This is a genomic window from Pseudomonas sp. (assembly GCF_002796985.1).
Lineage (GTDB): Bacteria > Pseudomonadota > Gammaproteobacteria > Pseudomonadales > Pseudomonadaceae > Pseudomonas.
In genome coordinates this window covers 23,843-42,606 of the sequence record NZ_PEKX01000017.1, presented here as the reverse complement: position 1 = coordinate 42,606, position 18,764 = coordinate 23,843, and the positions used below count along the sequence as shown (strand labels likewise).

Sequence of the window (18,764 nt, the reverse complement as noted above, 5' to 3'; positions counted from 1 at the left end):
GGCAGCCGGGAAGCCCCCGCGTTCGCTAACGCCGGGAAGTATCGACAGGGCAATGAGCCCGCAAGGAACCACAAGAGGGCTGATGAATGCCAAATGACGGGAGCCTGCTGCAGGCGACGGTAATTTTCCTGCTGACGGTCGTCATACTCGTCCCCCTGGCACAACGCCTGAAGCTGGGCGCCGTGCCGGGCTATCTATTGGCCGGCATCCTGATCGGCCCGTCCGTGCTGGGCCTGGTCAGTCATCCGGAAAACGTCAGCCGCCTTTCTGAAATGGGCGTGGTGATGCTGCTGTTCATCATCGGCCTGGAGCTTTCCCCACGCCGCCTGTGGATGATGCGCCGCTCACTGTTCGGGGTGGGTTCGCTGCAAGTCGGGCTGACCGCACTCATTCTGGGCCTGATCGCCTACCTGCTATTCGGCCAGTCGCCGGGCGCAGCCGTGGTACTGGGCGTGGGCCTGGCGCTCTCCTCTACCGCCTTCGGCTTGCAGGTGCTGGCCGAACGCAAGGACCTGGGCAAGCCCCACGGCCGGCTGGCAGTGGCCATCCTGCTGTTCCAGGACATCGCCGCCATTCCGCTGATCGCCGTGGTGCCCTTGCTGGCGGGCAGTGGCGACCCTTCCAACGAGGGCATACGCCCCTTGCTGACCGTCGCTGTCGGCATCGGCGTGGTCATCGTCGGCGGGCGTTATCTGTTGCGCCCGGTGTTCACCTGGGCTGTCGGCTCGGGGTTGCGCGAACTGTCTACCGCCACCGCGCTGCTGGTGGTCCTGGGTACCGCGTGGGTGATGGAGCATGTAGGCGTATCCATGGCGCTAGGCGCGTTTCTGGCCGGCATGCTGATGGCCGAGTCGCCGTTCCGCCACGAGCTGGAGTCGCAGATCGAGCCGCTCAAGGGTTTGCTGCTCGGGTTGTTCTTCGTTGGTGTGGGCATGACGGCCGACCTCAGCCTGCTGCTCGAAGCCCCGCTTCTGGTGCTGGGGCTGACCGTCCTGCTGGTGGGGATCAAGCTGCCGCTGCTGTTCGGCCTGGGGCGTTTCTCGGGTGGTTTGAATCGCGCCGAGGCGATCTGCCTGGGCGTGGTACTGGCCTCCGGTGGCGAGTTCGCCTTCGTGGTCTTCCAGCTCGCCCTCGACCACCGGTTGCTGGACCAGCGAGTCCACGACCTGCTGGTGCTGGCCATCACCTTGTCGATGGCGGTGGTGCCGCTGGTGATGATGGCGCTGGCCCGCCAACTGCGTGGCGACAGCACGCCCACGGTCGTACCCGAGGAGCCACCCGAAGTGGATGACCAACCCAAGGTAGTGATCGCCGGTATGGGCCGCATGGGGCGAGTCGTTGCCAACCTGCTGCACGCCCAGGGCGTGCCGGTGGTGGCGCTGGATACCTCGATGGATGCCCTGGTCCGCCAGCGCAAGGATGGCCGCGTGCCCATCTATTACGGCGACCCGACGCGCCCGGAAATCCTCCACGCCGCCAAGGTCGGCGAGGCCGAGCTGGTGATCGTCGCCACCGATGACCCGCAGATCAACCTGAACACCGTGGACGCCCTCGCGCGCCTCTATCCGCAGACGCGGGTAATCGCCCGCGCGCTCGACCGCCAGCAGGCCCTGCAGTTGCTCGACCGCGGCGCCAACCCGGTCCGTGAAACCTTCCATTCCAGCCTTGAGATGGGCCGCCGCGCCTTCATCGAGCTGGGCGTGAGCGAGGAACAGGCCGCTGCCTGGGTACGCCGCTATCAGCAGCAGGAAGTGCAGTCGCTGCTGGACCTGCACCGGCAGGGCCGTGACGACGAGCCGAACGGCCGTTTCAACGATGCCGGCGACACCCTCGCCGGCGTCAGCCCATCCATCCAGGAACCGCCCACCGAACAGCCCACCCCTAGCGCCCAGCCGGGCAATGATCGCCCGACCTGACACGGCCGATCCGGAGGAAACCATGCAACCAGGCTTCAAGCTCGACGGCGCCCTGTCCCAGGGCATGCTCGACATTCTCATCAAGGCGGGGGTGATTGCCGCCCTGGTACTCTTCTCGTTCGAGGTGTTCCGGCCGTTCCTGGAGCTGATGCTCTGGTCGGTCATCCTCGCCGTGACCCTTTATCCGGTGCTGCGCTGGGTCAAGGCGCGCACCGGGCTGAAGGATGGCCACGCGGCGACGCTGATCGTGCTCGTCATCCTGCTGGTCCTGATAGCACCGATCTACCTGATGGCGACGTCCATCGCCGACTCCGTCGACAGCGTCGGCGCTGTGCTCAAGAGCGGCACCTTGAGCGTACCGGCGCCCGCGCCCTCGGTGGCCGAATGGCCGCTGATCGGCCCGCGCGTCTATGACTACTGGCTGGCCGCCTCCAACAGTCTGAGCGACGTACTGCGCGGCCTGATGCCCAACATCAAGGACGCCGGGCGTATGCTGCTGGGCGCCGCCGCCAGCGCCGGCGGCGCATTCCTGCTGTTCATCGGCGCGATCATCATCTCCGGCATCATCATGGCCTTTGGCGACATGGGCACCATCGCCGCGCAGCGCATCGCCATGCGGATTTCCGGAGCCGAACGCGGCCTGCATATCTCCGCACTGTGCACCTCTACCATCCGCGCGGTTGCCGTCGGCGTGATCGGCATCGCCTTCATCCAGATGCTGCTGATCGGCATCGGCTTCGTGCTCAAGGGCGTGCCGGGCGCGGGGATTCTGGCGCTGATCGTCCTCGTGCTGGGGATCGCCCAGGCCCCGGCGAGCCTGGTCACCCTGCCGGTGATCATCTATGTGCTGAGCACCGAGGGCTTCACCGGCACGACCATCGTGTTCGCCATCTACATCTTCGTCGCCGGCCTCGTCGACAACGTACTCAAGCCGCTGCTGCTGGGGCGCGGCGTCGATGTGCCGATGCCGGTGGTGCTGATCGGCGCCCTGGGCGGCATGGTGGTCAAGGGCATCATCGGCCTGTTCATCGGTCCGGTGATCCTCGCGGTGACCTACAAGCTGTTCTGGCAATGGGTCGACCAGCAGGTGCCGAAGCTGGACAGCCCCGCCAAACCGTCCGAACAGGGTTAGCCATGCCAAAGCGCGTCGGCCGCTGCACCCTTGCCCTTGCCGCCCTGCTGGGCGGATGCACCCAGGTCGGCCCGGACTTCCAGCGGCCGCAGACCCCGTGGCTGAACGACTGGAGCACGCCGCTGCTGGACCAGGCTGGCCACAGGGAGGCTGCGCCGGACTTCAGCCGCTGGTGGGCCGTGTTCGCCGACCCGACCCTGGACGCGCTGATCGCCGAGGCCGACGCACACAACACCAGCCTGCGCGTAGCCGGCCTGCGCATCGCCGAAGCGCGTGCGCAACTGGCGATCGCCGAGACCGGGCGCTACCCGCAGTTGCAGCAGATCAGTGCGGACAGCCTCTACCTCAAGCAGAACCAGCACGGCGCCGCCAGTGCGCGAGACTCGGTGTTCTGGCAATCCAGCGCCGGTTTCGACATCGGTTGGGAGATCGACTTCTGGGGCCGCTTCAGCCGCGCCATCGAGTCCGCTGATGCCGTGTACTTCGCCTCCGAAGCCAACTATGCCGATGCCCTGGTGCTACTGCGCGCGCAGGTCGCCGACACCTACTTCGGCCTGCGCACTGCCGAGGCGCGCCTGGACATCGCCCGCGAAAACGCCAAGCGCCAGGAGCGCAGCCTGCAGATTACCGAGCGGCTGTTCCGCCACGGCGAGAACGACGAATTGGACTGGCAGCAGGCACGCACCCAATACCTGGCGACCCTGGCGACCATCCCCGAGTTCGAGAACCAGGTGAACGCCCTGCGCAACATCCTCTGCGCCCTCCTCGGCCGGCCGCCGGGCGAGATGCCGGAGCTGCTTGCACGACACGGCCAGTTACCGATGCCCGATGGCGCAATCCTCCAGGATGTGCCGGCCAGCCTGCTGCAGCGCCGCCCGGACATCCGCGCCGCCGAGCAGGCGGTAGCGGCGCAGTCGGCGCTGGTGGGTGTCGCCGAGGCCGACCTGTACCCGTCGTTGAGCCTGATCGGCAGTCTCGGCTGGAGCTTCGTCTCGGCCAGCAACCTGCCCGACAGCTTCAACCTCGCCGCCGGCCCGAGCCTGATCTGGAACCCCTTTGACTACGGTCGGCGCAAGAACGCCGTGCGCGTGGAAGACGCGCGCCTGCAGCAACTGATCGAGCTGTATCAGCAGGATGTGCGCAACGCCGCGCGGGAAGCCGACGATGCCGCCAGTGGGCTGGTGCGCTCGCTGCAGAGCGCCGGCATCCGCGAGCAGGCCTCGCAGGCGGCGCAGCGCTCGCTGAGCCTGGCCAGCTCGCAGTACCGCGAAGGATTCGCCGACTTCCAGCGCGTACTCGACGCCCAGCAACTGCTGCTGCAACAGCAGGACGGCTACCTGGTCAGCCGCGGCAATGCGGTCAGCAGCCTGGTGGCGCTGTACAAGGCCCTCGGCGGTGGCTGGGACGACCAGCGCACACCCGTCGACTCCGCCACCCGGCAACAGATGCAACAACGTACCGACTGGGGCGACCTGCTCGACGAGCCCGCCCCAACCGCCAAGGAACAAGGAAGCCCGAAATGAGCGACGCCCCCGCTACGCCGCCGGCACCACCCACCCTCCCGGCCCCGGGTAAATCCGCGCCGGATCGCGGCATGCGCGTGGTCTTGCTGCTGATCGTCGTCAGCCTGGCCTGGTACCTGCTCGCCGACCGTTTCACGCCCTACACCCAACAGGCGCGGCTGCAGGCCTACGTGGTGCCGGTGAGCGCCGAGGTGGCCGGCTCGGTGAAGCGCGTGGCGGTGGGCAACAACCAGGAAGTGCGCAAGGGCGACGTGCTCTTCGAATTGGACCAGGAGCAATACCGCATCGCCTTGCAGCGCGCCGAGGCGGACCTGGACACGGTGCGCCGGCAGATCGGCGCGAGCACCGCCGGCATCGACTCCGCCCAGGCCTCGCTGGCAGCGGCACAGGCCAACGAACGCAAGGCCCGGCAGGACGCCGAGCGCCTGCAACGGCTCTATCAGGAAGACCCCGGCACCGTCTCCGTGCGCCGCCTGGAAAACGCCCAGGCCACCCGCGAACAGGCGGCCAGCCAGGTGGCGGCGGCCCGCGCCGAGGTCGAACGCGCCCGCGAGCAGCAAGGCGGCCAGGATGAAGACAACGCCCAGTTGCGCAGCGCCACGGCCAACGTTGCCAAGGCTCGCCTGGATCTCGCCCGAACCACCGTGCGCGCTGATTCCGACGGGCTGATCACTGACCTGCGCACCGACGTTGGCCACTACGTTGGCCCCGGCAGCCCGGTGATGACGCTGATCGCCATCCACGACCTGTGGATCAGCGCCGACATGACCGAAAACAACCTCGGCCACCTGCGCAACGGCACACCGGTGCTGGTGGTACTCGACTCACTGCCCGGCGAGCTGCTCAAGGGGCGCATCCGCAGCATCGGTTACGGCGTCAGCGTCGGCCAGAGCACCCCGCCCGGCTCACTGCCGACGGTGCAGAACAGCCGCGAATGGCTGCGTTCGGCGCAGCGCTTCCCGGTGATAGTCGAGCTGGATCGCGACCAGTTGGAAAGTGCCGCCGGCCTGCGCGTGGGCGGCCAGGCCGAGGTCATGGCGCTGCCCAGCGAAGGCAACCCGCTGAACCTGCTCGGCCGCGTGTTCATGTGGCTGATGAGCTGGCTCTCGTATGCCTATTGAGCTGTCCCCCGTCGAGTTGCGCCGGCGGCGCGCGCTGCGCCTGGCCTGGGGCGTCGCCCTGTGCCTGGCAGCCAGTTACGGCATCGGCCTGCCGATCCCCTTTCTTGCACCGGTACTTGCCGTGCTCCTGCTGGCGATGCGCGCCCAGGCCCTGCCGCTGAAAGCGGCTCCAGCGCTGGCGGTGCTGGTGCTGCTGAGCTGCGGCATCGGCCTGCTGCTGATCCCCTTGCTGCGCCATGCGCCACTCAGCGGCGTGCTGCTGGTGGGCGTCGGCCTGTACGGCGTATTCCGCTATACCCTGCGCGGCGGCAACGGCCTGCTGGCGAACCTGCTGGTGATCGGCCTGACCATGATCGCGGCGGCGGGCACCAGCGATTTCACCCTCGCACTGTCGGTGGTCGAAGCCTTGGCGAAGGGCATGCTGCTGGCCGTACTGAGCACCGCCGTGGCCCATGCGCTGTTCCCGGAGCCGGCCAATGCACCCTCGCCTCCCGCGCCGCCGCTGCCCAGCGAGCAGGACGCCGCCTGGATCGCCCTGCGCGCCGTGCTGATCGTGATGCCGGCCTTCCTGCTGGCGATGATCGCGCCGGACCGTTTCATGCCGCTGATCATGAAGTCGGTGAGCCTCGGGCAACAGGCCGGAGAGACCCGTGCGCGCCATGCCAGCCGCGAGCTGATCGGCTCCACCCTGCTGGCCGGTTTGCTGGCGATCCTGGTCTGGAGCGCCCTGAGCCTGTTCGTGCACCTGTGGATGTTCTTCCTCTGGGTGCTGCTGTTCACCCTCTGGCAAGGGCGTCGCCTGTATGCCGCGGTGGCCACGCGCAAGAGCCCGGCGTACTGGGTGAGCTGCCTGACCACGATGTTGATCCTGCTCGGCCAGTCGGTGCAGGACAGCGCCGGCGGCCAGGACGTCTACCGCGCCTTCGCCATCCGCATGGCGTTATTCCTCGCGGTGTCGCTGTACGCCAGCGGCATGCTCATCTGGATCGACGGCCGCCGCGCGCGGGCCCGTACGGCCTAGGGTTCCCAGTCCACCCCGGAATCCGCCAGGTAGGCATCCACGGCGGCGCCCAGGGTCGGGTGGAAGGCCGATTCGCCCAGGCCCTCGAACAGCTCGAACTGCTTCATCTTGTCCTTCACCGGGTCCTTCATTTCGGCGAATTGCAGCTCGACGCCGCGCTGCTCCAGCACCTTGTCCAGTTCGGCGAGCATGTCGGCGGAAGTGATGTCGATGCTGGTCACCGGGCTCGCCGCGATCACCAGGCGCTGCACCGGCGTAGGCGATTCATCCAGCGCCGCCAGCACCTGGTTCTGGAACTGTTCGGCGTTGGCGAAGAACAGCGGCGCATCCCAGCGCAGAAGCACCAGGCCGGGGATGCGCCGGGCATTCGGATAACGCGTTACGTCGTGATAGCCGCGCACCCCGCCGACCCGGCCAAGCACGGCGTGGTGCGGCCGCCAGCCGTCCCAGAGGAACTCGATCACCGAGATCGCCACGGCGATGCAGATGCCCGGAATGGCGCCGAACACCGCCACGCCGACGAAGCAACTGATGGACAGCCAGAACTCCCACTGTTGCAGACGGAAGATGCGTTTGAGGCCGGCGAACTCGAACAGCCCCAGCGCCGCGGCGATCACCACGGCGGCCAGCGCGCTGTTAGGCAGGTGCTGCATCAGGTTGGGCGCCACCAGCAACAACAGGGTCACCGCCAGCGCGCCGATGATGCCGGTGAGCTGGGTCTTCGAGCCGGCCGCCTCGGCCACCGGCGTGCGCGAGGAACTGCTGCTGATGGGGATGCCCTGGAACAGCCCGGATGCGAGGTTCGCCACGCCCAGCCCGAACATCTCCTGGTTGGGGTTCACCGGGGTCTTCAGCCGCGCCGCGTAGGTGCGCGACAGCACACTGGTATCGGCGAAGGACACCAGCGCCACCGCGACACCGCCGAGCACCACTTCCACCAGGTCGATATCCGTTACCCAGGGGAAGGCGAACGACGGCAACCCCTGCGGCAACTGGCCCAACACCTTGACGCCGTGGCTGCTCAGATCGAACAGACTCACCGCCAGCGTCGCCAGGATCACCGCGATGAGGATGCCCGGCAGGCGCTTGTAGGGCTTGAGCAGGAGGATCAGCACCAGACTGCCCGCCCCCACGGCGAAACTCATCCAGTTGGCACGCCCTTCCAGCAACGCCTGGCCCAGAGACCCGAGATCGCGCAGCGGCCCCTGGCTGTCGACGGAGAGGCCGAACAGCTTGGGCAACTGGCTGATCAGCACCGTCAGTGCAATGCCATTCATGTAGCCGTAGCGGATCGGCTTGGACAGCAGCTCGGTAATGAAACCCAGGCGCAGCAGGCCGGCGACCATGCACACCGCGCCGGACACCAGCGCCATCAGGCTGGCGATGGCGATGGCCCGCTGCGGATCGCTCGCCGCGTACTGCACCACCACCGCGAGGATGGGCGCGGCCAGCGCCGAATCCGGGCCGAGCACCAGAATCCGGCTGGGCCCGAACAGTGCGTAGGCCAGCAGCGGGATGATGGTCGCGTACAGCCCGTAGATGCCCGGCACGCCGGAAGCCTCGGCGTAGGCGATGCCCACCGGCACCAGCATGGTGGTCAGCACCAGGCCGGCGGCCAGGTCCTTGGGCAGCCAGCTCACCTGGTAATTGCGCAGGGTGACCAGACCGGGCAGCCAGCGCTGCCAGTCGAATCCGGAACGGGGGCGCGGCGAGGTATCGGACATCGGGAAATGGCTCCAGACGGGTACGGCGAAAGGCCGCGCGAAACGGCAGGCCTTTCGACATGCAGCGTAGATCAGCGCTCGCGCGGCCGGCGACGACCGCGCCCTGACAGATTTTCCGTCGGGGGCGAATTCGCACCTAAACTTCCCCGCAACCGCCAGTGGAGAAGTGTGCCGATATGAGCAGTTTGTTCGACGCTATCCTACTTGGGCTGCTCGCGTTGCTGCCCCTGATCAATCCGCCGACCACGGTGGCCCTGTTCCTCGCCCTGTCGCAGGGTTTCAGCCACGAGGAAAAGAACCAGCAGGCGCTGCTGACCGCCTGCTACGTGTTCATCATCATGACGCTCACCTACTACATCGGCGAGTTCATCATGGGGGTATTCAGCATCTCGATTCCGGGCCTGCGTGTCGCCGGGGGCGGCATCCTCTGCATCATCGGCGGACGCATGCTGTTTCCCGCGCCCATGCCCTCCCCTGACGCCCGTGAAGACATGCCCGAGCGCACCAGTTTCGCCTTCATCCCGCTGGCCATGCCCAGCACGGCCGGGCCCGGCACCATCGCGATGATCATCAGCTCCTCAGCCAGCATCAAGCACAGCACCAGCTTCCCGTCGTGGGTGCTGCTGGTCGCCCCGCCGCTGATCTTCCTGTGCACAGCGCTGATCCTCTGGGGCTGCCTGCGCGCCTCGGACCTGATCATGAAGGCCACGGGGAAATCCGGCATCGACGCCATCTCGCGGCTGATGGGCTTCCTGCTGGTGTGCATGGGCGTGCAGTTCGCCATCAACGGTCTGGTGGAGGTCGCGCAGGGGCTCATCAATGCCAACGCGCAGTTGCTCCAGCGGCCGTGACTCTGCTTCTGAAACCCCGTGCAGGGGTTTCCCTTGTCTATTAATCCTCTCCCTGAGGGAGAGGAAACTGGAGCGGAGCGAAGAGTCACCAATGCCCCGCCCGAACCCCCTCGTCCTGCGGAGCGGGGCGCGCAGCAGTAGAAATAGAAAGCCCCGACAGGCAACCACCGCCTTGCTCAACTCGTCCCGACCCGATGAAAGGCCGCCACAGCCCTTGCGGCCAAGCCCCCATCACGCCATCCTTGCCACTGTATGTAAAACCAGTGCCCGCCCTATTCCTCAAAAATGCACGCGCCGCTCGAGCCCAGCCTCTACTACCTGACCAACTTCCACCGCGCCCTCGACTGGATCGACGAACGCTACGCCGACCTGCTCGACGCCGAGGAAGCCCGGTTCATTGCCGATTTCCGCGCGCTGCCGCTCGCCTCGCGGGCGCTGCTGGTGCGGCTGGTGATGCGCAAGGGGCCGCACTTTCGCGCCGGCAAGCTGAGCTACGCGGAGATCGGTGACATCCCTGCCGCTGCCGCGCCACTGCTGGAGCTGGGCTGGCTCGACGACGCCTACCCGCTCGCGCTGGCAGAGCTGCTGCCGCTGCTGCTCAAGGACGAACTGCTCGCGCGCTTCCGCGATGACCTGCCACGCGGCTCGCTGAAGAAAGCCGAGCTCTACGAACATCTGCATGCCTACCACGAGCAGGTACAGCCCTTCGCCGGCTGGTACCCGGACCTCGACCACCTCTACACCCTGATGGCAACGCCGCTGTGCGACCGCCTGCGCCTGCTTTTCTTCGGCAACCTGCAGCAGGGCTGGTCCGAGTTCGTCCTGGCTGACCTCGGCATCTTCCGTTACGAAACCGTCCCCTTCACTGCCGATTCCCGCGCCTTCCGCAGCCGCGACGACCTGGAAGCCTACATCCACCTGTGGAACGGTGCGGTCCGCTTCGAAACCGGCGAGCCCATCGGCGAGCTGCTGGCCGAACTGGGCGACTTCCACAGCGACAACGCCTACCTGCAAACCCGCCACGGCCGCCTGCTGTACCGCATGGCCTACCAGCTGGAGCGCGAAGGTGAGCTGGACGCCGCGCTGGCGTTGTACCAGCGCACTGCGGCCGGGGGGTCGCGGCAGCGGCAGGTTCGCGTGCTGGAGCGTCTGCAACGCTTCGAGGAAGCCCACGCGCTGGTGCAAGCCGCGCTGGCCGCGCCGGAAAGCGACGGCGAGCTGCAACTGGTCGAGCGCGCGCTGACCCGGCTGGTCCGCCAGCTCGGCCTGCCGAAGGAAAAAGCCGCCAAGGCCGCGCTGCCGCTGCGCATCGACCTGGAGCTGCCGCGCCCGGACGTCAACGTCGAGTTCGCCGTGCAGGCCGTACTCCACGAGGACGAAGCGCCAGTGCACTACGTAGAGAACGCGCTGATCTGCAGCCTGTTCGGCCTGCTCTGCTGGGACGTGATCTTCGCCCCGCTGCCCGGCGCCTTCTTCCACCCCTTCCAGGCGGGGCCGAGCGACCTCAACCGCAGCGACTTCGTCAGCCGCCGCGCGGAAGCCTTCGCCGCACGCCTGGCCTTGCTGGACAGCGACGCGTATCGGCCGGCGATCCGCGAAACCTGGGCCGCCAAATCCGGCATCCTCTCGCCCTTCGTGCACTGGGAGGTGCTCGACGAAAGCCTGCTGGAGCAGGCGTTGCACTGCCTGCCGGCGGCGCACCTGAAACTGTGGTTCGAGCGCCTGCTGGCCGACCCGAAGGCCAACCGCGCCGGCATGCCCGATCTGATCCAGTTCTGGCCCGCCGAGGCGCGCTACCGGATGATCGAGGTGAAGGGCCCCGGCGACCGCCTGCAGGACAACCAGAAGCGCTGGCTGGCCTTTTGCGCCGAGCACGGCATGCCGGTGGAGGTCTGCTACGTGCGCTGGCAGGGCGAGGCGGACGAGTGCGAATGAGCTACGCCATCGCCGTGCGCGCGCTGTGCGAATTCACCGCCAAGGAAGGTGACCTCGACTTGCGCTTCACCCCCGCGCCCACCGCCCAGGAAGGCATGGCCGGGCACGCCACGGTGGTCTCCCGCCGGGGGCTGGGCTACATCGCCGAACTTCCGCTGCGTGGCGAATATCCGGGGCTGGTGGTCAGCGGCCGCGCCGACGGTTACGACCCGAACGCCAACTTGCTGGAAGAGGTGAAGACCCATCGCGGCGACGTCGCACGCATCCCGCAGAACCACCGGTTGCTGCACTGGGCGCAGGTGAAGGTGTACGGCTGGCTGCTGTGCCAGACGCTGGAGATCGATGCTATCGATCTCGCCGTCGTCTACTTCAACGTCATCACCCAGAAGGAAACCGAGTTCCGCGAGCGCTTCGCCGCTGACGAGCTGCGCGCCTTCTTCGAGCTGCAATGCCAGCGCTTCGTGCAGTGGGCCGAGCAGGAAAGCGCTCACCGCGTCGAGCGCGACCAGGGACTGGAAGCGCTGCGCTTCCCCTACGCCGACTTCCGCCAGGGCCAGCGCACGCTTGCCGAGTCGGTCTACCGCGCCGCCCGCGACGGCCAGACGCTGATGGCGCAGGCCACCACCGGCATCGGCAAGACCCTCGGCACGCTGTTCCCGCAGCTCAAGGCCTTCCCCGGCCAGCAGCTGGACCGATTGTTCTTCCTCACCGCCAAGACCCCCGGCCGGCGCCTCGCGCTCGACGCCCTGGCGACCCTGCGCCAGCAGGAGGCCGCCCAGCCGCTGCGGGTGCTGGAGCACGTCGCCCGCGACAAGGCCTGCGAGCATCCGGACAAGGCCTGCCACGGCGAATCCTGCCCGCTGGCCAAGGGGTTCTACGACCGCCTGCCCGCCGCCCGCGAGGCCGCGCTCAAGCAGTGCTGGCTGACCCAGGAAGCGGTTCGCAAGGTGGCGCTGGAGCACCAGGTCTGCCCGTACTACCTGAGCCAGGAGCTGTGCCGCTGGTCCGACGTGGTGGTGGGCGACTACAACTATTACTTCGACATGACCGCCCTGCTCTATGGCCTTACCGTGCTCAATGACTGGAAGGTCACCCTGCTGGTGGACGAGGCGCACAACCTCATCGAGCGCGGCCGCGGCATGTACAGCGCCGAGCTCGACCAGGACGAGTTCAACGCCCTGCGCAAGGTCGCCCCGGCCAAGCTGAAAAGCGCGCTGGAGCGCGTCGGCCGGCACTGGAACCAGCTGCACCAGGACCAGGACGTTGACTACCAGATCTACCCGACCATCCCCGACCTGTTCATCGCCGCGCTACAGAAAGCCGTCAGCGCCATCACCGACCACCTCACCGACCAGCCCACCGGCAACGAGGCCGAGCTGCTGCGCTTCTACCTCGACGCCATGCTGTTCTGCCGGCTGGCCGAGGCCTACGGGCCGCACTCGCTGTTCGACATCACTCGCCACGATGTCAGCGCGCGGCGCGTACTCTCGACCCTGTGCCTGCGCAACGTGGTGCCGGCGCCCTTCCTCGCCGACCGCTTCAAGGTGGCCCACAGCACCACACTGTTCTCCGCCACGCTGACGCCGGCGCACTACTACGCCGACCTGCTCGGCCTGCCCGAAGACACCGGCTGGCGCGAAGTGGAGTCGCCTTTCCACGCCGAACAGCTGGAAGTCCATGCGCTGAGCAATCTCTCCACCCGCTACCAGCACCGCGAGGCCAGCCTCACGCCGATCAGCACCCTGATGGCCCGGCAGTTCCGCGCGCGCCCCGGCAACTACCTGGCCTTTTTCAGCAGCTACGCCTACCTGCAGCAGGCGCTGGAGCGTTTCACCGCCGAGCACCCGGACATCCCGCACTGGGCACAGTCGCGCAGCATGAACGAACTGGAGCGCCAGGCCTTCCTCGACCGCTTCACCACCGGCTCGCGCGGCATTGGCTTCGCTGTACTCGGTGGCGCTTTCGGCGAGGGCATCGACCTGCCGGGCGAGCGCCTGATCGGCGCCTTCATCGCCACGCTGGGGCTGCCGCAGGTGAACGAGGTCAACGAGGAGATCAAGCAGCGCATGCAGGGAATGTTCGGCGACGGCTACGACTACACCTACCTGTTCCCCGGCTTGCAGAAGGTCGTCCAGGCAGCCGGCCGGGTAATCCGCACGCCCACGGATTCGGGGGTGATCTACCTGCTCGATGACCGTTTCAACCAGCCGGCAGTGCGGCGGTTGCTGCCGGGGTGGTGGAAACCGGAGCGGCTGAGGTTCATTGCCGACCCGCCGCGATTCAAGGCGCCACAGGGGGATTTGTTGCTGTAACCCTGAGCGCGGCCCCCTGCACCGCGATTAGCCTTTGTGCCTTTGTGCCTTTGTGCCTTTGTGAGATGCGGTGCCGTGCGGTACGCGCGCGGGCATGGCCCGCTACAAAGCGCATCCCGAGCGCGCCAGCCGGCACGATCAGAGCTTCCGACCACCCAACAGGAAGTGTGACAGCGCCGGAATCAGGATCAGCGCCCCGAGCATGTTCCAGAGGAACATGAAGGTCAGCAGGATCCCCATGTCCGCCTGGAACTTGATCGGCGACCAGGCCCAGGTGATGACGCCCGCCGCCAGGGTCACGCCAACCAGCGCGACCACCTTGCCGGTGAAGGCCACGGCCTGCTGGTAGGCCACCGACAACGGCAGCCCGGCCCGTTGCATCTGTAGCTGCACGCTGAGCAGGTACAACGCGTAGTCCACGCCGATCCCCACGCCCAGGGCGATCACCGGCAGCGTGGCAACCTTCACGCCGATGCCCATCATCACCATCAGCGCTTCGCAGAGGATCGAGGTGAGCACCAGCGGCAGCAGCGCCACCAGGGTCGCACGCCAGCTGCGGAACGTGATCAGGCAGAAGATGCCGACCGCCGCGTAGACGTAGAACAGCATGCGGTGGTTGGCCTCGCGTACCACGCGGTTGGTCGCTGCCTCGATCCCGGCACTGCCGGCGGCCAGCAGGAACTGGCGGTCCGGCGTGCTGTTGGCGCGGGCGAAGTTCTCGGCGATGCCGGCCACTTCGTCGAGGGTCTGCGCCTTGTGGTCCTTGAGAAAGGCGATCACCGGCATCAGCGAGCATTCGGTGTTGAACAGCTCCGGGGTGTTCACCGAGGCCTGCTGGGCGGCGTAGTTGAGCACGTCCTGGTTGCGTTGCAGGCTGGCGAACTTGGGGTTGCCCTCGTAGGTGCCGGCGGTGATCTGCCGGACCGCGTTGACCAGCGAGGTGGTGGCCTGTACGCCCTCGTGCTGTTGCAGCGCCCAGCCCAGGCGGTCGGCGAGAACCAGCGTGCGGTAGTTCAGGCAGCCTTCCGGCGCGGTCTTCACCATCACCGCGAAGAGGTCGCTGGAAAGCGCGTAGTGGCTGGTGATGTAGGCGTTGTCACGGTTGTAGCGCGAGTCCGCGCGCAGCTCCGGGGCGCCGGCGTCGAGGTCGCCGATCTGCAGGTGCTGGCTGACCAGCAGCCCGCCAGCGCCCATCAGCGCGGCGACAATCAGCGCGATGCTCGCCCAGCGCCGCTCGGTGAAGTGATCCAGCAGCGCCCAGAGCTTGCCGAGACCCTGCTGGCGGTCCACCTGGCGATCCTCGCGCAGGGCACGCGCGGCGGCCTTCTGGCTGACGCCGACGTAGGACAGCGCGACCGGCATCATCAGCAGCGAAGTGAAGATCAGCACCGCCACGCCGATGCTGGCGGCGATGGCCAGGTCCTGGATCACCGGGATGTCGATCAGCATCAGCACGGCGAAGCCCACCGCGTCTGACAGCAGCGCGGTGACGCCGGCCAGGAACAGGCGGCGGAAGGTGTTGCGCGCGGCCACCAGCTTGTGGGTGCCACGGCCGATGTCCTGCATGATGCCGTTCATCTTCTGCGTGGCGTGGGACACGCCGATGGCGAAGATCAGGAACGGCACGAGGATCGAGTACGGGTCCAGCGCGTAGCCCAGCCAGGCCACCAGGCCGAGCTGCCAGACCACCGCCAGCAGCGAGCAGCCGATCACCAGCAGGCTGCTGCGCAGGCAGCGGGTGTAGAAAAAGATGATGACGAAGGCGGTGACCACCGCCAGGCCGAAGAACAGCATCACCCGCACCAGGCCGTCGATCAGGTCGCCCACCAGCTTGGCGAAGCCGATCACGTGCAGGCGCACCGGGCCCTTGCCCTCCTCGCCGGCGGCGAAGGCACGGGCGTCGCCCAGGTACTCGTACTTCAGGCGCAGGTCGTCGAGGGCGCGGGAGAATTCGCGGTAGTCGATGCCCTTGCCGGTGGCCGAATCACGGTCCAGCAGCGGCACCACCAGCATGCTGGAACGGAAGTCGTTGCCCACCAGGCTGCCGACGATGCCGGCGCGGGCGATGTTCTGGCGCAACTGGCCGATGGCCTCGGGCTTGCCGTCGTAGCCATCGGGCATGACCGGGCCGCCCTGGAAGCCTTCCTCGGTGACCTCGGTCCAGCGTACTGCCGGTGACCACAGCGACTTCATCCAGGCACGGTCGACGCCATGACTGAGGAACAGCTGGTCGCTGATCTGCCGCAGGCTGTCGATGTAGGCCGGGTCGAAGATGTCGCCGTTGGGGTTCTCCACCACCACCCGCACCGAGTTGCCCAGGCCGCGCAAGGCGGCACGGTTGTCCAGGTAGTTGCGGATGTAGGGATCGCCGTGGGGGATCATCTTCTCGAAGGCCGGGCGCATCTCCAGACGGGTCACGGCCATGTAGCCCAGCACCACGGTGACCAGGGCGATCAAGGCGATGAACAGCGCGCGGTGGTTGAACACCAGGCGCTCCAGCAGGTTGCCGCTGTGGGTGTCAAAGTCCCGCAGTTCGCGGACTACAGGCATCTCGCCTTGCTTCAGGTCGACCATGAGGCTGTCTCTCTATCTCTTGTTCTTATGGCTCTTGTACGGGCGAAACACCGGCGCGCTCAGCGCACCGGCATCGCGTTCTCGCGGACGCCGCGGGCACCGACCAGCAGCAGCCGGCCAGGGCCGGCCACAGCGCCGCTGACGGGCAGGCGTTCGGTCAGTTCCAACGGTTTGAAGCTGGCGCCACGGTCGTCGCTGACCAGGCCCTGGCCAGCCTGGCTGAACAGGTACAGCCGGCCGTTGGCATCGAAGCTGGCAGCGGTCAGGCTCGCCGGCAGGCCGGTGTCCACCGCGCTCCAGCTTTTGCCGCCGTCGAGGCTGCGGATCGCATGGCCGCGCAGACCGTAGGCGAACACCAGGCCCGGCTGCGCGACGACGCCGAAGAAGCTGCCGGCATAGGGCGACTGCAGGGCGACGAAGCGCTCCTGTTGACGCTCTTGTTGACGCTCTTGTTGACGCTCTTGTTGACGGTCCAGGCGCAGCAACAGGCCCTGCTCGCCGACGATGAACAGGTCATCGCCGCTGGCCGCCATGGCGGTCAGGTGCAGCGCCTGCGGATTGTCGATGCGGTGGTTCCAGGGTTCCCAGGTGCGCCCACCGTCAAGGGTGTGCAGGATCAGGTTGAAGGCGCCGATGACGAAACCTTCCTGGGCATCGCGGAACCACAGGTCGAGGAACGGCTTGTCGGCGCCCTCTTCCTGCATCCGCCGCGCCTGGTCGAGCCAGGTGGCGTTATCCGGCTGCGGGTGGGAGGTGTAGTAGTCGAGCATCAACTGGCCGATCTGCCGGCCGTCGAGCTGGCGCTGCCAGTGCAAGCCGCCGTCGGCGCTGTGCAGGACCACGCCGTCATGGCCTACCGCCCAGCCGTCCTGTGGCGTGGGGAAGCGCACGGCGGTCAGGTCGGAGCTGACCGGCACCTCGGCCTGGCGCCAACTGATGCCGCCGTCATCGGAGTAAAGAATGTGGCCGTGCTGGCCGACGCTCACCAGGCGCTTGTCGACGCGGGTGACGGCCAGCAGCGGTGCATGGCTGGGGTCGGCGCTGTGGGGGGCCGGCAGGTCGAGCACGTCGACGAACTCTGCGGCCGTTTCGCCGGCTTGAGCGCCGCCCGCCAGCAGCAAGGCGCCCAGGAGCATCAGGCGCTTGAAGGGGATCTGCATGGTGCTTTCCTCACAACTCTCTTCGCATCTTTTCCTGCGGCTTTCGCTGCAGGAGCCGCGGCGGCCCCGCTTTGCAACAGGCCGGGCCACCGCGTCCCTGGTCAGCGAATGCCGCTACCGGCCAGCGCCTCGGGGGACCACTGGGTCTTGGCCAGCGGGTCGATGTAGCTGATGCCGCCGTACGGGCCGACCACGCCGTTGATGTTGTACGAGCCGGCGGTCAGGTCGTAGATCATGAACGGGGTGGCATCGGGGATGCGCTTGTCGTAGCTCTGGCTGAGGAAGGCGAAGGAGCCGCGATACAGCTGGCCGCGGGCGTCGTACTGGTCGGAGGCCAGGGCCACCCAGCTGTCTTCGTCGAGGTAGAAGCGACGCTTGGCGTAGATGTGCCGCGCGCCGGACTTCAGCGTGCCTTCGACGACCCATACGCGGTGCTTCTCCCAGCGTACGTAGTCGGGCGAAAGGTGGTTGGGGGTGACCACCGGCTTGATGTCGTTGACGTAGGTGAGGCGGTAGGTGTTGTAGGGCACGACCATTTCCTGCTTGCCCACCAGCTTCCAGTCGTAGCGGTCCAGCGCACCGTTGAAGACGAACACGTCGTCATAGGTGCCGGCGCCGGCCATGCCGGGGTTCGGGGTGTCGTAGGCCAGGTTCGGCGCGAGCTTCACACGGCGCTGGCCGGGCAGGTATTGCCAGGCGCGGCGCGGCTGCTGCAGCGGGTTGGCGGCGTCCTTGAGCATCATCGCCTCGCCGGCGCGGCGGGCCGGGCCGCTGTAGTACAGCTTCATCTGGTAGTAGACCTCGGAGCCCTTCACCGGCTGGGTGAGGTCTTCGTACACCGGGTAGTTGATGAAGGCCTGGCCGGTGGTGGCGAGGTTGGCGCTGCCGGAAGAGTCGACGTTCCAGGAGTCGTACTTGGCCTTGATGTTCACCCCCTGGTAGCGCAGCAGGAAGTTCCACATGGCTTCGGCGCCGGTCTTCGGGATCGGGAACGGCACGCCCGGCAGCGCGTTGTCGATAGCCGTGCCACCCTCCAGGGATTGCGCGGTGACGGCGTTCTTCCGGCTGTTCTCCAGCACGGTTTCCGGCAACGCGACACTGCGATGGGTCGGGTAGACATCGACACGGAAAGTCGGATAACGCTTGGCCAGTTCGACGGTGGTAGCGGACAGCTCGTTCTTGTACTGGTCGACGTTCTTGCCGTCGATCACCAGCACCGGCTTCTCACCGGCGAAGGGGTCCGGGCGCATGCTGTCGCCGGCCTTGAAGCTGGCCGGGGCGGTGGTCAGGCCGCCAGCGTAGGCGGGAATCGAACCGTCGCTGCTGGCGCCTTTCTCGGCGCCGACCAGGGTCAGGGTGCTGCCGAGCTGGGCGGCGTCCTGCGGGGAAACCGCGGCCTGGGCCAGACCGCAGAGGGTCAGGCCGAGGGCGGTGGCGATCAGGGTGGGCTTGAAGTTCATGCTGTGTTTCTCCTGCCTCGAAGACGAAGCCTGGG

General features: G+C 67.3%; 12 protein-coding genes. 8 read left to right on the top strand and 4 right to left on the bottom strand.

Features of this window, described 5'->3' with window-relative positions:
* Positions 1–86: 86 nt before the first annotated feature.
* The 5 genes from CTR55_RS20285 to CTR55_RS20265 all read left to right on the top strand — a co-directional run bounded on the left by CTR55_RS20285 (position 87) and on the right by CTR55_RS20265 (position 6,713).
* The gene (locus tag CTR55_RS20285; protein WP_296288775.1) at positions 87–1,916 is read left to right on the top strand and encodes a monovalent cation:proton antiporter-2 (CPA2) family protein; all 1,830 of its coding nucleotides are present in this window, start codon (positions 87–89) and stop codon (positions 1,914–1,916) included.
* Between the two features lie 22 nt (positions 1,917–1,938).
* The gene (locus CTR55_RS20280; protein ID WP_296288773.1) at positions 1,939–3,048 is read left to right on the top strand and encodes an AI-2E family transporter; all 1,110 of its coding nucleotides are present in this window, start codon (positions 1,939–1,941) and stop codon (positions 3,046–3,048) included.
* A gap of 2 nt (positions 3,049–3,050) precedes the next feature.
* The gene (locus CTR55_RS20275) at positions 3,051–4,571 is read left to right on the top strand and encodes an efflux transporter outer membrane subunit (RefSeq protein WP_296288772.1); all 1,521 of its coding nucleotides are present in this window, start codon (positions 3,051–3,053) and stop codon (positions 4,569–4,571) included.
* Positions 4,572–4,642: 71 nt separating this feature from the next.
* The gene (locus tag CTR55_RS20270; RefSeq protein WP_296288859.1) at positions 4,643–5,692 is read left to right on the top strand and encodes an HlyD family secretion protein; all 1,050 of its coding nucleotides are present in this window, start codon (positions 4,643–4,645) and stop codon (positions 5,690–5,692) included.
* Positions 5,682–6,713 (top strand): DUF2955 domain-containing protein, encoded by a 1,032-nt coding sequence (locus tag CTR55_RS20265; protein ID WP_296288770.1) that lies wholly within the window; start codon positions 5,682–5,684, stop codon positions 6,711–6,713. The genes CTR55_RS20270 and CTR55_RS20265 overlap by 11 nt, the downstream gene beginning before the upstream one ends.
* On the opposite strand, the gene sulP is transcribed toward CTR55_RS20265, so the two are convergent.
* Positions 6,710–8,437, bottom strand: a complete 1,728-nt coding sequence (gene sulP, locus CTR55_RS20260; RefSeq protein ID WP_296288768.1) for a sulfate permease — start codon at positions 8,435–8,437, stop codon at positions 6,710–6,712. The genes CTR55_RS20265 and sulP overlap by 4 nt on opposite strands.
* A gap of 176 nt (positions 8,438–8,613) precedes the next feature.
* Here sulP and CTR55_RS20255 point away from each other — a divergent pair, with 176 nt between their 5' ends.
* The 3 genes from CTR55_RS20255 (at position 8,614) to CTR55_RS20245 (ending at position 13,535) form a co-directional block, all read left to right on the top strand.
* On the top strand, positions 8,614–9,288 hold the full coding sequence (locus CTR55_RS20255) for a MarC family NAAT transporter (RefSeq protein ID WP_296288767.1): 675 nt from the start codon (positions 8,614–8,616) through the stop codon (positions 9,286–9,288).
* 285 nt (positions 9,289–9,573) lie between these two features.
* Positions 9,574–11,223, top strand: coding sequence for a VRR-NUC domain-containing protein (locus CTR55_RS20250; RefSeq protein WP_296288765.1), 1,650 nt, complete (start codon positions 9,574–9,576; stop codon positions 11,221–11,223).
* Positions 11,220–13,535 (top strand): ATP-dependent DNA helicase, encoded by a 2,316-nt coding sequence (locus CTR55_RS20245; RefSeq protein WP_296288763.1) that lies wholly within the window; start codon positions 11,220–11,222, stop codon positions 13,533–13,535. Before CTR55_RS20250 ends, CTR55_RS20245 begins: the two co-directional genes overlap by 4 nt.
* 138 nt (positions 13,536–13,673) lie before the next feature.
* Here the strand turns inward: CTR55_RS20245 and CTR55_RS20240 are convergent, their stop codons facing one another.
* The 3 genes from CTR55_RS20240 to CTR55_RS20230 all read right to left on the bottom strand — a co-directional run bounded on the left by CTR55_RS20240 (position 13,674) and on the right by CTR55_RS20230 (position 18,729).
* A complete protein-coding gene (locus CTR55_RS20240; protein ID WP_296288761.1) occupies positions 13,674–16,109 on the bottom strand; it encodes an MMPL family transporter in 2,436 nt (811 codons plus the stop codon).
* 59 nt (positions 16,110–16,168) lie between these two features.
* Entirely contained in the window at positions 16,169–17,269 is a 1,101-nt protein-coding gene (locus CTR55_RS20235; RefSeq protein WP_296288759.1) for a YCF48-related protein, read from the bottom strand.
* A gap of 101 nt (positions 17,270–17,370) precedes the next feature.
* Positions 17,371–18,729, bottom strand: a complete 1,359-nt coding sequence (locus CTR55_RS20230) for a DUF1329 domain-containing protein (protein WP_296288758.1) — start codon at positions 18,727–18,729, stop codon at positions 17,371–17,373.
* Positions 18,730–18,764: the final 35 nt, after the last annotated feature.